General features: G+C 69.5%; 10 protein-coding genes and 1 pseudogene. 5 read left to right on the forward strand and 6 right to left on the reverse strand.

Features of this window, described 5'->3' with window-relative positions:
* Positions 1 to 32: 32 nt before the first annotated feature.
* Both OGH68_RS30425 and OGH68_RS30430 read left to right on the forward strand, forming a co-directional pair.
* Complete coding sequence (locus OGH68_RS30425) at positions 33 to 1,538, forward strand: ISL3 family transposase (protein WP_264250361.1); 1,506 nt, start codon at positions 33 to 35, stop codon at positions 1,536 to 1,538.
* A 105-nt stretch (positions 1,539 to 1,643) separates the two neighbouring features.
* Positions 1,644 to 2,452 (forward strand): IS5 family transposase gene (locus tag OGH68_RS30430; protein WP_264248475.1). Its coding sequence is split into 2 segments (ribosomal slippage): positions 1,644 to 1,961 and positions 1,964 to 2,452, totalling 807 coding nucleotides; the frame shifts between segments, so codons are not numbered across the junction.
* Positions 2,453 to 2,566: 114 nt separating this feature from the next.
* On the opposite strand, the pseudogene OGH68_RS30435 reads toward OGH68_RS30430, so the two are convergent.
* Positions 2,567 to 2,944: pseudogene (locus tag OGH68_RS30435) on the reverse strand (SNF2-related protein); the annotation flags it as partial.
* A complete protein-coding gene (locus tag OGH68_RS30440) occupies positions 2,917 to 3,222 on the reverse strand; it encodes a hypothetical protein (protein ID WP_264248477.1) in 306 nt (101 codons plus the stop codon). The pseudogene OGH68_RS30435 and the gene OGH68_RS30440, both read right to left, overlap by 28 nt.
* 274 nt (positions 3,223 to 3,496) lie before the next feature.
* Between OGH68_RS30440 and OGH68_RS30445 the strand changes: the two genes are divergently transcribed.
* Positions 3,497 to 8,539 (forward strand): DUF3320 domain-containing protein, encoded by a 5,043-nt coding sequence (locus tag OGH68_RS30445; RefSeq protein ID WP_264248479.1) that lies wholly within the window; start codon positions 3,497 to 3,499, stop codon positions 8,537 to 8,539.
* A gap of 154 nt (positions 8,540 to 8,693) precedes the next feature.
* Positions 8,694 to 10,082, forward strand: a complete 1,389-nt coding sequence (locus OGH68_RS30450) for a penicillin-binding transpeptidase domain-containing protein (protein ID WP_264248482.1) — start codon at positions 8,694 to 8,696, stop codon at positions 10,080 to 10,082.
* Positions 10,083 to 10,150: 68 nt separating this feature from the next.
* Here OGH68_RS30450 and OGH68_RS30455 read toward each other — a convergent pair whose 3' ends face one another.
* The 3 genes from OGH68_RS30455 to OGH68_RS30465 form a co-directional block, all read right to left on the reverse strand.
* The gene (locus OGH68_RS30455; protein WP_264248483.1) at positions 10,151 to 10,336 is read right to left on the reverse strand and encodes a hypothetical protein; all 186 of its coding nucleotides are present in this window, start codon (positions 10,334 to 10,336) and stop codon (positions 10,151 to 10,153) included.
* Positions 10,337 to 10,462: 126 nt separating this feature from the next.
* Positions 10,463 to 11,131, reverse strand: coding sequence for a hypothetical protein (locus OGH68_RS30460; protein ID WP_264248485.1), 669 nt, complete (start codon positions 11,129 to 11,131; stop codon positions 10,463 to 10,465).
* 724 nt (positions 11,132 to 11,855) lie between these two features.
* A complete protein-coding gene (locus tag OGH68_RS30465; RefSeq protein WP_264248486.1) occupies positions 11,856 to 12,671 on the reverse strand; it encodes an RNase A-like domain-containing protein in 816 nt (271 codons plus the stop codon).
* A gap of 17 nt (positions 12,672 to 12,688) precedes the next feature.
* Between OGH68_RS30465 and OGH68_RS30470 the strand changes: the two genes are divergently transcribed.
* Positions 12,689 to 13,111, forward strand: a complete 423-nt coding sequence (locus tag OGH68_RS30470) for a hypothetical protein (RefSeq protein ID WP_264248489.1) — start codon at positions 12,689 to 12,691, stop codon at positions 13,109 to 13,111.
* A gap of 326 nt (positions 13,112 to 13,437) precedes the next feature.
* On the opposite strand, the gene OGH68_RS30475 is transcribed toward OGH68_RS30470, so the two are convergent.
* Positions 13,438 to 14,181: a ricin-type beta-trefoil lectin domain protein gene (locus tag OGH68_RS30475; protein ID WP_264248491.1), complete on the reverse strand. Its 744-nt coding sequence runs from the start codon at positions 14,179 to 14,181 to the stop codon at positions 13,438 to 13,440.
* Positions 14,182 to 14,209: the final 28 nt, after the last annotated feature.

Genomic DNA, 14,209 nt, shown 5'->3' on the forward strand with positions numbered 1-14,209 from the left:
ACGTGCGGAATGTCAACGAGCTTGTAGATGTGGTGTTTTCGGGTCTGTCCCCGCTGGTCATCGCAGATGTGGTCGACGAAGGTGAGCGGATCGTGGTGCGGGCACGGACTCCGGGGGACACTGCGGTCTGCCCGGTGTGCGGGGCCCCGTCGGAACGCGTGCACGGCTATCACTGGCGGACAGTCGCGGACCTGCCGGTCGATGAACGACGGGTGGTGGTCCGTGTGCGAGTGCGGCGTCTGGTGTGTCCCACGCGTGGCTGCCGCCACACCTTCCGCGAACAGGTGCCCGGTGTCCTGGACCGGTACCAGCGACGCACCGCTCGTCTGACCAAGCAGGTAAAGGCCGTGGTCAAGGAGTTAGCGGGCCGGGCGGGGGCACGTCTGCTGGCGATACTCACCGTGGGCCTGTCGCGTCACACTGCCCTGCGCACCCTGCTGCGCATCCCGCTGCCCACCCGGCGGGTGCCCCGCGTGATCGGCGTCGACGACTTTGCCCTGCGCCGGCGTCACCGCTATGCCACCGTGATCATCGATGCCGAGACCCATGAGCGGATCGACGTGCTGCCCAGCCGCACGGCCGACACCCTGGAGGCGTGGCTGCGCGAGCACCCGGGCATCGAGATCGTGTGCCGTGACGGCTCAGCGACCTATGCTGAGGCGATCCGGCGCGCGCTGCCTGACGCGGTACAGGTCGCGGACCGGTGGCATGTGTGGCACAACCTGTGCGAAGCCGCCCTCAGAGAGGTCAAGGCGCACAGCACCTGCTGGGCCGCCGTGCTGGACGCGCCGATCTACGACGGGCCCCGCGCCCAGACCACCCTCGAACGCTGGCACCAGGTCCACGGCATGCTCGCGAAGGGCGTGGGCCTGCTCGAATGCGCCCGCCGCCTGGAACTGGCCCTGAACACCGTCAAACGCTACGCGCGAGCCGAGAAGCCCGAGCGCATGCTCCTCGTCCCCAAATACCGCGCCAGCCTCGTCGATCCCTACCGCGAGCACCTGCGCAAACGCCGAGCCGAGGACCCCGCCGTCCCCGTCCAGCGCCTCTTCGAAGAGATCAAGGCCCTGGGCTTCACGGGCTGCCTAAACCTCCTGCACAAGTACATCAACCAAGGTCGCGCGGATGCCGAGCGCAGCCACATCTCCCCACGGCGGCTCGCCCGGATGCTGCTGACCAGGCCCAACAACCTCAAGGCCGAGCAACACGCGCTCCTGGCCAAGCTCACCGCCGCCTGCCCCGAGATGACCCAACTGGCCTCAGCTATCGGCGCTTTCGCCCCGCTCCTTGCGCCCCACGCCGACAATGCCGACGCACTCTCGCGCTGGATCGTCCAGATCCGCGGCGCCGACCTGCCCCACCTGCACGCCTTCGCCCGAGGTCTGGAACGAGACCGCGATGCCGTGACCGCCGCCCTCACGCTGCCGTACAGCAACGGCCCCACCGAGGGCGTCAACACCAAGACCAAGCGGATCGCGCGCCAGATGCACGGACGCGCCGGCTTCACCCTGCTTCGCCACCGCATCCTCCTCGGATAGCAGCACGCGCCGTCACCACCGAAAGTGAGACAGGGCCGCTCGTTTGACAGACCCAGGTGTCTGATCGGGCGTGACCGGCTGGTTGATTTGGCCGTTCGTGATGGTGTGAGTACTCGGCCGTGGATCGTGGACGACGACTTGTGGGCGCTGATCGAGCCGCTGCTGCCGCCCTGGCCGGAGCGGTCGCCGGGGCCTCGGCCGGTGCCCGACCGGTTGTGCCTGCAAGGCATCCTGTATGTCCTGCACAACGACATAGCCTGGCAACTGCTGCCGCTGGAGCTGGGGTTCGGCTTCGGTCAGACCTGCTGGCGCAGGCTGGAGCGGTGGCAGCAGGCCGGTGTCTTCGACCAGTTGCACCGGGTCCTGCTCGCCGAGCTCAACTCGGCGGGGCAGCTCGACTGGTCCAGGGCGTGCGTGGACGGCTCCCACATCCGCGCGAAAAAGGGGGCGCCGACACCGGTCCGTCGCCGGTCGACCGCCGGAAGACGGGCAGCAAACACCACCTGATCTGCGACGGACGCGGCACCCCGCTCAAAGTCATCACGACCGCGGCCAACGTCAACGACGTCACCCAGACCCTCGCCCTCATCGACGGCATCCCGCCCGTCGCCGGCCGCCCCGGCCGGCCCCGCAGACGACCCGAGGCCCTGCTCGGCGACAAGGGCTACGACTCCAACCCCAACCGCGACGAGCTGCGCAGACGCCGGATCCTGCCCGTCATCTCCCGCAAAGGCGCCCCGAACATCCAGGGCATGGGCAAGCTCCGCTACGTCGTCGAGCAGACCTTCGCCCTGCTCCACCAGTTCAAACGGCTCGCCGTGCGATGGGAACGCCGCACCGAACTCCACGACGCGTTCGTATCCCTCGCCTGCAGCCTCATCTGCTGGAGGCGGCTCAAGAAGCACCGATCATGATCGTGTTACGAGCTCTTAGCCAAGTGGAAACGAGTGCATCCAGCTCCACCAACGCCGCGCGACGTTCCAACTCAGTCCGAAGCGGGGTCGTGGAATGCCAGGTGGCGCTAAGGGTTTGCGCATCAGGTTGTGCGACTCGTCGATGACGACCGCGTCCCAGCGGATCTGCTCCAGATGATGCTTGTACTGGTCGGTGTTCTTCAGGGTGTCGATGGAGACGATGACCCGCTTGAAGTACGTGAACGGGTTCCGCCCCGCCGGGATCTCCCGCTGCACCTTCTCGATGCCCGCCGAGTCCAGGTGGATCAGCGGAATCGCGAACCGGGTCCACAGCTCGTGCTGGAACTGCTCCAGGACGTGCTGCGGTGTGACGACGAGAATGCGCTCGCCCCGGCCTCGGCGGATCAGCTCGGCCAGGGTGAGGCCGATCTCCAGCGTCTTGCCGAGGCCGACCACGTCGGCGATCAGCAGCCGGGGCCGCAGGTTGAGACCCCTGTGGCCAGCCACGGCCGCTCGGCCTCCGGGTCGGCGTCCAGGAACGCGGCGATCCGCGGGCCCCAGATCGTCTTGAGGACCTCGATCTCCTGCGCGAAGCGCAGCCGGGCCTCGGAGTCGACGACCGAGGCCTTGATCACCTTCACAGCCGCGGGCTCTCCACCGGGCGACTCGCCGAGATAAACCTGGCCCATGCCACCCTGCCCGATACGGCCGAGCAGCTCGAAGCCGCCGAGTTCGGCGGGGTCCTCGGGGCTCAGCGGCGTCGTCTGCACGGGTCCTCGTTCGGGCTGATCAGGTGGTGAATGTCCGGGAACACCGTAGTCGACTGCACTGGGTGACGGGAGGGACGTCGACTTCGGCCCGAGGCGCACCGTGGTTCGTAGAAATGCCCGATGAACGCCCCTTCGATCGATCTCCACAACAACTCCATATCGTGTTGGTCAAGCCCGGTGTGTCGGGACGTAGCGGCTGATATTTCAAGAGATCTCCAGGGTGTCTGATCATCGGCCGCCCTCGTGCCTCAACCGCCCAGGAGGTTTCCGCCGCATGCCCGACGAGCCCAGGACCACGTCCGCACCCGCCGGCGACCCCGGTCTCGATCGGCTGAGAACCGTGCTCGGCGACTGGCGTAACTCCCTGCTGGACATGGGCGGACGGAACCGGTTGCTGAACTTTCGGCACACCAGGACCGCGACCTTGGAGATCACCACCCCCGACGCTGCGGCGCTCCTCGGCGGGCTTGCCAAGGGCTGGGACTTCGCGCCCGTCGACGAGGACTCGTGCGACGGCGAGGATTCGTACGACGGCGACGACGCCTGCAGCGGCGGGACCGGCCGGGCGGCGACGGACCGTCCCGGACTCGTCACGCAGAAGATCACGCAGGCCGCGCTCAACAGCGCGCTCTATCAACTGCGTCAGCGGTCCGGGCAGATGTTCAACGACTACGGCCTGTGGGTGCTGTGGCTGGGCGTCGGCATGCTCGACTGGCGGGAGGAAGGCGCCCACGAGGCCAGCTCGGCGCCGCTCGTCCTCGTCCCCGTCGAACTGAGCCGCTCGACCACCGACCGGCGCTACCGGCTCCACCTCGCCGACGGCCAGGACCGCGCCCACAACCCCGCGCTCGCTGTGAAGACGGACCGCCTCGGCGTCGACTGGAGCCCGGTCACCATCACCGACCCCACCGATCTGCCCCGCGTGGTCGCGGCCGCCCGCGACGTCGCCTCCGGACTGAAGGGCTGGAAGGTCGACGAGCGGGTGGTGCTGGGCCTCTTCGCGTCGCACCGCGAAGCGATGTACCAGGACCTGCAGCAGAACGAGGACCAGATCCTCGCCCACCCGCTGGTGCGTGCCGTTGCCCTGGGACCCGACGCCGGCCTGCCCGACGACCTCATCGGCTTCGACCCTCCGGAGCTGGACCGGATCGATGAGATCCAGCTGCCGGAGAAGACCCCGCTGGTCCTGGACGCCGACGCCTCCCAGCGCCAGTGCATCGCCGCCGCGCTCGACAACCGCTCCTTCGTCATGAGCGGCCCGCCCGGCACAGGCAAGAGTCAGACCATCACCAACATGATCGCCGCCCTGATGCACGCCGGCCGCAGCGTCCTGTTCGTCAGTGAGAAGGCCGCGGCGCTCGACGTGGTACGCAACCGGCTGCGCGGTGTGGGGCTCGGCGACTTCGTCATGGCGCTGCACAGCGGCGACACCGGCAAGAAGGCCGTGGCCACCGAACTCGCCCGCGTACTGACCACGGAAGCCCGGGTCAGCGGTGCCGCCGAGCACGAGCTGGAGCGGGCACGGCAACTGCGCGAGGAGCTGTCCGCGTACGCCGCGGCCATGAACCAGACCCGGGAGCCGATTCGGCGCACCCTGCACGACGTCCTCGGCCGGCTGGTGCAGCTCGAGCAGGCCGGCACACCGCAGCTCCCGCTCGCCGCGCAGAACGCGAAGACCGCACAGACCCTGAGCGCGGCCGCGCTGCAGGAGGCGGCGACCGCCGCCCAGTCCGTCAGCCGTGCCTGGCGACCGGCCGCCGAGGGGGAGACCTTCCCGTGGCGCGGACTGACCGGCACTTCGGCCCACCAGGCCGTCGCCGAGGCCGACGAAGCACTCGATGCGCTAATGACCGCCGTCCGGCGGAGGCCCTTCGCCGCCGCCACCGACGAGCCGGGCACCGTGCGTGAGCTGCAGCAGGCCGTACGGACGCTGCGTGACGCCCTGCCTGAGCAGGACGCACCCGCACCGGACGCTGCGCTGCCGGAGGACGTCGCCGACCAGGTCGCACAACTCGCCGCTCTCTTCGGGCTACCCGAGCGCGGCGACGCCGAAAAGGCCTTCGCGCTGTGCGAGCTGGCCGACGTGACCGCGTCCGAACACCGTCCGCCGCGCGGGTGGTTCGACACGGCGACCCTGCGGCAGGCCCACGAGGCCGCAGCACAGCTTCGGGAGGCGCTGGCCGCCGAGGCGCAGGCCCGCGCCGCCGCGGAGGACGTGTTCACCGGTCAGGTGCTGCACGCGACGGAACTCCCGGCCCTGGTACAGCGCTTCAAGGAGCAGCACCAAAGGCTGATGCACCGGTTCTCCGCCCAGTTCAAGGCCGACCGCGCTGCGGTGACGGTACTCACCCGGACCGGCGCATGGGACAAGTCGCTCGCCGGCAGGCTCGACGACGCTCTCGCCTGGCACACCGCCGCCGGAGAAGTCGTACGCCTCACCGCGCTGCACAGCGCACTCCTCGGCCGCCGCACGCCCCGCGTCCCGCAGGACATCGATGCGCTCGACCGCGCACTCGCAACCGCCGACCGCATCGCCGAAGTGGGCCGCGACGCGCAGCGGCCGGAGGCACTCACCGCACTGCTCGCCGACGACGCCGAGCACGATCGCCTGCCGGGGCTCCTCGCGGACAACATCCGCCGTGCGCTCACTGACTGGTGCGCCGTCGCGAGCCGCCGCGCCGACCGCTGGTCCGACGCCGTCGCCGCGCTGCTCGACCAGTTCGACCCCGCACGCGGCGCGCAGCTCTCGCCCGCGCTGCTCGGACCCTTCGACCAGGCCCGGCAACTCATCGACAGCCTCCGCGACGATCCGCGCGGACCCGAGGAGTGGCACACCTACCGCAGCGGCCTCGGCGTCCTCGCCCGCCACGGCGCCGACGACGTGATCACCACCGCCGCCGAACGGGGCCTCGACCCGTCGACCCTCCCCGACGTGGTCGAGCAGGCGCTGCTGCGCTCCTGGGCCGAAGGCGTCCTGGCCACCGACACCCGGCTGCGTACCACCCGCTCCGACGACCTCGACGCGCGCGTCGCCGACTTCCGGGCAGCGGACCGGCGGCTGATCGCTGCGGCAGGCGGGGCCGTCATAGAAGCCTGCAACAGGCGCCGGCCGCGCAGTTTCGGCAGCGGCGGCGGCGCCGTGATCGTCCGCGAGGCGGAGAAGAAGACCCGGCACATGCCCGTCCGTGAACTCCTCGGCAGGACCCGGGAGGTGGTGCAGCGCATCAAGCCGTGCTTCATGATGAGCCCGCTCAGCGTCAGTCAGTTGCTCCCCACCGACTACCACTTCGACGTGGTGATCTTCGACGAGGCGTCACAGGTGCGGCCCAGCGACGCTGTCAACTGCATATACCGCGGACGCAGCCTCGTCGTTGCTGGGGACGAGAAGCAGCTGCCGCCGACCTCGTTCTTCGACGCCTCCGTCGAGGACGACTCGGACGAGTACGCCGAGGACGTACCCGACTCCTTCGAGTCCCTGCTGCACGCCTGCAAGGCCGGAGCCATGCGCGACCTGCCGCTCCGCTGGCACTACCGCAGCCGCCACGAGAACCTCATCACCTTCAGCAACCGCCGGTTCTACGACAACTCGATGATCACATTCCCGGGTGCCCTCGACGAGGGCAACGACGTCGGTGTCGCGTTCCTGGAGGCCGAAGGCGTCTACGACAGGGGCGGACGGCGTGACAACACACGGGAGGCCGAATACGTCGCCCGGCGGGTCATCCACCACTTCGACACCCGGCCCGGCAGGACGCTCGGTGTGGTCGCACTCTCCCAGGCCCAGGCGTCCGCCATCGACCACGCGGTCCAGCAGGCCCGGCTGGCCCGGCCGGATCTCGAACACTGCTTCACCGAGGACCGCCTCGACGGCTTCTTCGTCAAGAACCTCGAATCCGTCCAGGGCGACGAGCGAGACGTAATGATCATGTCGGTGGGCTACGGTCGCGACGAGAACGGAAAGCTCGGCCTCAACTTCGGCCCCATCAACAAGGGCGGAGGCTGGCGGCGCCTCAACGTCGCCGTGACCCGCGCCCGTTACCGCATGGAGGTCGTCGCCTCCTTCCGTGGCGCGAACCTGCCCGACAGCCCCAACGAAAGCGTCCAGCACCTCAAGCGCTACCTCGAATACGCGGAGAACGGCCCCGCCGTCCTCGCCGCCGACGCCGTGCAGTTCGACGCCGAACCCGACAGCCCCTTCGAGGAGTCGGTGCTCGAAGTGCTCCGAGGCTGGGGATACACCGTCCAGCCCCAGGTCGGTGTCGCCGGCTACCGTATCGACCTCGGTCTGCGCCACCCCGAACTCCCCGGCGCCTACGCCCTCGGTATCGAGTGCGACGGCGCGATGTACCACTCCTCCCGGGCGGCCCGTGACAGGGACCGGCTGCGTGAGCAGGTGCTCAACGGGCTGGGCTGGCGGCTGTACCGGATCTGGGGAACGGACTGGTACCGGGGACGCGCCGCGGCGGAACTGCGACTGCGCGAAGCGGTGGAGGGAGCCGTCGCACAGGGCCCCTTGGCAGCCTCCGGCCCCGTCGTGCCCGAAGTCGCCGCGGACGCGAACGCCGATCGCGGAGCGTCGGTGGTCGCGGCGGACGGGGAGGGAGGCGGCCGGACGATCACGATGCCGATCGGCGAAACGCCGACCGGGCCGACCGCCCCGACGGTACCGAGCGCGTCCTTCTTGCCGCCCGTGCCCGCCGGTTCGAACACGGCAGAGATCCAGCACCATCGTGTGCCCGTGGATGCGGCAGCGGGGCGGGAGTGGAGCGACGAATACAGCGAAAGCCGGTTCGCCGTCTCCTCCGTCCACGAACTCCACACGCCCGAGGCCAGGCGCGACCTGCGGAAGGTACTTGCCCGGATCATCGAGACCGAGGGGCCCGTACACGAGGACCTGCTCGTCCAGCGGGCCAGGGAAGCGTGGGGTGTGGCCCGGGCCGGCAACCGGATCAGAGACAACGTGCGCGCAGTGGCGGACATGCTGGTCCGGTCAGGACTCGCCACGGTCGACGGCTCGTTCTTCGACGTGGCGGAGCGCGACGGCCGCCTCAAGGCGCGCAGGCCTGCGGAGGGCGAGGTCCCGCGCAAGGTCGCCTACATCGCTCCGGCCGAACGCCATCTGGCGCTCTGCGAGTTGACGGTCGAATGCCCTGGCATGTCGCAGGAGGAACTGATCAAGCAGACCTGTGACTTCTTCGGCTGGCGCCGCATGGGCAAGGACATCCGCGACTGCCTGGCTGCCGACATCGCGGAGCTGTACCGCCAGGGCAGGCTGGAAGGGGGCCCGGGCCGCATCGGAGTGCCGGACAACGTGTGATCGGCGCGGCTTCGATCTGGCTCGGTAGATGGATCGCCACGGGCCGCGCGGTCGTCGGCGGGGCAAACCGGGCGGCGCCGTCGTGCCCATCGCAGACCTCGTCTTCGCGTCCGGCTGCCCTACATGCTCACAGGCCGCCACTAGGGTGCTCATCATGAAGACGACCGGTCGACGCCATGCGGCCTTAGCCGTGGTGTGCGCGCTCCTCCCCACGCTGGCTCTCGGATGTACGGACGGGGCGGACGACAGCCCCGACGAGGCCAAGCATGGGGGAACGTCGACCGCGGCCATCGAGGAAGCCCCACCCCCGGCCGAGGGGCTGGGGGACATCATGGTCGCCGGTCGAGCAGTCACCGGATCAGAACCGTCCGGAACCCCGAAGGTGCCGTACCGGCGCACCTACACAGAGGGCTCCCTGTACGCCGCGGTGACGGGGTACCGGTCGATGACTTACGGCAGCGCAGGACTTGAAGGGGTGTACAACGACGAACTGACCGCCGGTCTCAAGGGTGGTAGTAGTCGTTCCGGACACGTGGTGACGACGATCCGACCCGAAGTCCAGGTGGCCGCAGCCGAGGCCCTGGGCGACAGCAAGGGCGCTGCGGTCGCCGTCGATGTGGAAACCGGCCACATCCTGGCCATGGTCAGTACCCCGTCGTACGACCCGTCGGCATTCACCGGCAACGCGCGCTCGGACGAGACGGCGTGGAACAAGATTCTGGACGACGAGGACAAGCCCCTGTTGAACAAGGCCCTTCGGGATGCCGAGGCGCCACGTCAGACCTTCTATCTGGTCGTCGCGGCTGCCGCTCTCGAAGAAGGGCTCTACCGCAATGTCGATGTGCCGACTCGTGCTCCGCTGCCCTACGTCCTGCCGGGGACGACGACCGAACTCACATCGGACGATGCTTCGTGCTCCCGGGCATCGATCCGGACCGCCTTGCGGCAGTCGTGCGACAACGTCTTCGCGGAGATGGCCGTCGAGCTGGGACACAGCACCCTCCTGAAGACGGCGGAGGCGTTCGGATTCAATGACGACGCCTTGTTGACGCCCGTGCGGGAGGCGGTGAGCACCTACCCGGCGGGAGAGCTGAGAGACCATGAAGTGGCTCTCTCGGGAATCGGCTGGGGCGAGGTGACGGCTACGCCACTCAGGATGGCTGACGTCATGGCGGTCATCGCCAACGGCGGTCGGCACACGCCCCCTTCGTCGGTCGACAGGATCGTGCACGGCGACGGGACCGTACACCGGCCTACTCGTCAGGGTGGCTCTGCGGCAGGGCGCCGCGTCATCAGCCACGAGACGGCCGAGCTGCTTCGGTCCGCCGTCGAAACCGCCCCCGGAGCCGGCGGCGTCACCGCATGGGTCCAGCCCGCCCGGGCCTACGATGCCGTGCCCACTTCATGGTCTCTTTCGTACGCTCAGGCCAAGGGGGGCAGCACCGTCGCAATCGCCGTGCGGGTCGAAAACCCCACCGATGCAACGGGCGATGTCCGTCCGGCGGTCGCGGTGGCCGAGCGCATGAGGCTGTCCTTGTCGTGAGACGCGCCCTCCCATGGCGCTGATGGGGCCGGAGCTCCCTGTCGACCGGGGTCAGCTCAGCAACGCCGTCATGGCACCGACGAAGCCCTCGTAGTGCCGGGGAAGTGGGCGGGGCCCGGCAGCACGACGGTTTCGGAGCGGGGAAACGCCTCGGCGGACGCAGCCAATGTGCGCGGCGGCGCGGTGACGTCGAAGTCGGGCGCCGGCAGCAGGGTCCACTCCTCGCACCCGGTCAGTGCTTCGCGAGTCGCCACGGGGGTGAAGGGCACTCTCCACTTCGCACACCGCCGCCGCCTCGCGGTTCCGCTGTTCCGCGCCGGCCCGGTGGGTGCGGGTCCCCACGACGGGGCCGTCACGATGGGGCCGTCACGACGGGCCCCTCACCATGGGCTGTCGGGCAGCCGGTCGTCGATGTGGTCGTCGCTGTAGCCGAGCCGTTCGCCGATCGACTCGAAGCGGGCGCGGCGGGCCTCGCTGATCGTGACATCGCACGTGCAGAGAATCTGGAGCAGCAGGCGGAACCCGAGGTCGGGATCGACATGCGTGACGCACTCCTCCAGTGCCGGCACCGCGCTCCGGAGCGCCGGGGCACCGGTGTGCTCCGTCCGGTCCGTCAGTTCCGGGGCGGACTGCCGGACCTCTCGCAGGACCGCCTCCGCCGTCTGTGTCCGGGCGGGCGACACGTGGGGGACGTAAACGGGGTCCACGTTCTTCAGCCGCGCCCGGGACACCTCGGCGATGCGCCCGAGCCACGTCCGGCCGTCGGCGTCGAACTCGTCGTCGTCGTTCCACCGGCCGGACGCCGCCCGCCACAGTGCGGTGACCGCGTCGTCCGACAGGGCCGAGTGCAGCAGCCGTTGCACGTCCTCCAGCAGCACCGCCGCCTGCGAGCCGGGCACGAGGCCGGCGTCGGCATGGGCGACGCGCTCGATGTTCTCGCGCAGCGTCCCTTCGTAACGCCAGCCGGACCCGTGGAAGACGGCCGCGAGCATGGGCAGCCCGAAACGGCCGAGCGCGAAGTCACGCCGGCCCGGATCGACGGCGGCCACCCCACGTGCAGCTCTTCGTACACGGCGGTCGCCGGGTAGGCCAGGCGGTCACCGATGGCGAGGAGCCGGCCGTACTGGTCCGCGTCGATCCGAACGGAGTAGGCCTTCGCGGCACGCAGGAACATACGGAACCCCAGGTCGGCGTCGACCTCGCGCACCACCCGGTGGAGCGCCGCCACAATGCCGGGCACCGCCACGGAGCGCTCCAGATCCGGCGCGGCCCGATCGATCTCCGCAGCCACGGTGCCGCGCAGTTCCTCCTCGCTCACCGGCGGCCGTGCTTCGTCCGGGGAGCCGTTCTCGTGGATGTCCGACCCCTGGTTGCGCGAAGGACCCACGTCCGCGATGCGGCGCAGCCATGACCGCGTGCCCGTGCCTTCTTCGGCCGGGTCGAAGCACCGTCGCACCGCGGCCAGCCACATGGCGCGGATCGTCTCGTCCGGCAGCGGTGAGTCCAGCAGCAGTCGTACGTCCCTGCCGAGCTGTTCGTCCTGGTCCTCCGCAGCCGCCCGCTCGGCGAGGGCGAGCACGAGCGGCCCGTCGAGGCGCAGCGTCGAGCGGGAGCAGACGTTCCCAGCCAGGCCGCTGAGGCCGAAGTCCGCTTCATTGTCGAAGTAGTGGACCGGGCGTGTCCGGTTTGCCATGGGGCCTCCTATGGGTGCGGGCACCCCTCCGGACGGAGGGGTGCCCGCGGTTGTCATCGGTGTGGATCAGTCCGGTGCCGTCACGGAAGCGGGTAGGCCGTGAAGACGACGTACCTGGTGGGCTTGTGCTGCTTGCCGACGTACTTCAGCAGAATCCGCACCTTGTTGCTCGCTGCCTCACCGGCCGCGGGGCCGCCGACCCTGAAGACCGTGCCGAGGGACCCTTCGTTCCTGAGTGTCCACTCGATGGGCAGGGCGTCCCTCTTCGCGTCGAAGATGTACCCCGGCTTGCCCTGATTCTGGGCTTCCTTCAGCACCCAGGCATCCAGTTTCTTCGCATTGCCGGGCTGCTGCACCCACTGCCGCATGGCCTCGTCCACGGCACGGGCGGCAGTCGCCTCGTCGGTCCACCTGCCGGCGACCTCACCCTGTGCTTTCCTGGCCTTCTCCATCATCTGGCTGTCGGTCTTGTTGACGTGCTGCTCCAGGGTGTGCGCCCCGCCGGTGCCCTCGTCGGCCACGATGTTCGTGCAGTTGTGGACGAGGAGACCCTGCGCGCCGGACCCCTTGGGGCTGACGTAGAACGTGCGCAGATCGTCGACCGTCAGGTCGAACACCTCAGTGGGGGAGATGTCCCCCCGCTGCCGGAGTCCGGTCACGGGACGGAGTGAACCGTCCGGTGTGCGCATCCGGTCGCCCACCCGGAGGTCGGCCACCAGAACCCAGCCGCGGTCCTCGACGTGGAACCTGTGGCCGACGGTGCTCGTCAGAACACCGCCCGCCACCGACATGTCCACGAGCTTCCGCGTGTCGTGCCGGAACGTGTCGACGACCGGCCGCGCCGCGGGCTGTCCGGACGCCGGGTCCGACGCGAGAACCAGGTCGCCCGCGCGCACGTCGCGGATGGCCTTGCGTGAACCGTCCTGATGAGGACCTGTGTGTCGCCCGGGAAGCTGTTGACCCTGCAGGAGCTGACAACGTCCTCGTAGGTGTTGACCGTGCTCTGGAGCTTGGCCAGGGTCGTCGGGTCCACGTCCAGGGCCTTCAGGGCCTTGAACGCGTCCGCGACGCCGACTCCGGTGTGCATGGCGGCGTTCAGGGCGCGAACGGCCTCGGCGATCTTGGTGAAGGCCTTACCGGGGATGAAGTTGGACGCGGCCCAGGCGCAGCCGCTTGCGCTGCCATGCCAGCAGTCGACGAAGTCCTGGACCAGGACCGCCTTGATGAGCTGGTAGACGACGGTCTGCTGGATCAGGTCGAGCTTGCTGGAAGTACCGGATGGATGACCTCCTTCTTCATACCCGGGAAGGTCTTGGTCTCGAGGAGCAGCGTGTAGCACAGGCCAACCGCGCGCATCAAGGAGTTACTTCGGCGGCCGAAGCGTACGAGGTGGCGGCACGTACGGGCTCGATGCTTCGAAAAAGTGTGCGAATTCGGAGGTGTTACGTGATTCAGCGGTGTGGCTGTGATGAAGACGGGATGGAGGATCGATGGTTATCGGCCAGAAGTTGACTGGAAGTCGCCCGGTCAGCCTCCGTGCCCGGCCTGCGTGAACGCCTCCGCCGAGCCCGGCGGGACGAGCGGGAAGCCCGCACCCCCGAGTCAAAGGGTGCAGGCTTCCGTCGTGTGCATCACCGGTACCGCGGCACCCTCCGCGGCCCGTCAGGTGCCCAGCCCCGGGCCCTTCCACTGCTGGTTGGTGTGGTGCGGGGTGCAGTCCCAGATGCCGAGGCGCGCGCCGTTGCCGGTCTGCCAGCCGAGCGCATCCAGGCAGCGGCCCGAGTGGACGCTGCGCAGCAGGCCGTCGGGGAGCTTCTCCCACTGCTGGTTGGCCGCGCAGTGGCAGGTGTTGAGGCCGATGAGCGAGCCGTTCGCGGTCTTCGCGTACTGGACGTCCATGCACTTGCCGAGCGCGCGCAGTGTGCCGTCCGGGTAGAGCTTCCACGCCTGGGCGCTCGTGCCGTTGCAGGAGTAGAGCTGGATCGGGGTGCCGTCCTGGGTGTTCGCCCCCTTCACGTCCACGCACTTGCCCGAGTGCACGCCCACGATCTGGCCGGAGCCCGGGGGCGGCGGGGGCACGCAGTAGATCTCGACGAGCACCTGGTAGTAGCCGGGGCTGAGCTCGTGGCCCGCGGGGCCGGCGGTCCGCCTGCATCCGGCCGACGGGTAGCCCTCGTTGGCCGCCGATCCGTACGCGGTGCTCCAGGCGGCGTCCACGGCGATGTTCCAGGGGCCGTAGCCTGCGCCGACGAAGTACTTCGGCGCGGTAGGGGCGGCCGCCGCCGACACGGCGGGTGCGGTGGCGGCAGGTGCTGCGGCCGGCGCGGCTGTCGCCGTGCCGGTGAACAGCGATGCGGCGGCCAGTGCCGTCGCGGCCGCCGTGGCCAACCATCGAGACAATCTCACGGTTGTTCCTCTCGGTCGGTGCCCGTCG

It is taken from the genome of Streptomyces peucetius, assembly GCF_025854275.1.
Taxonomy (GTDB): Bacteria; Actinomycetota; Actinomycetes; order Streptomycetales; family Streptomycetaceae; genus Streptomyces; species Streptomyces peucetius_A.

Bases quoted from the DNA above. Each gene is read 5' to 3' on its own strand.
- OGH68_RS30445 (WP_264248479.1), top strand. From the start codon at position 3,497: ATGCCCGACGAGCCCAGGACCACGTCCGCACCCGCCGGCGACCCCGGT.
- OGH68_RS30450 (WP_264248482.1), top strand. From the start codon at position 8,694: ATGAAGACGACCGGTCGACGCCATGCGGCCTTAGCCGTGGTGTGCGCG.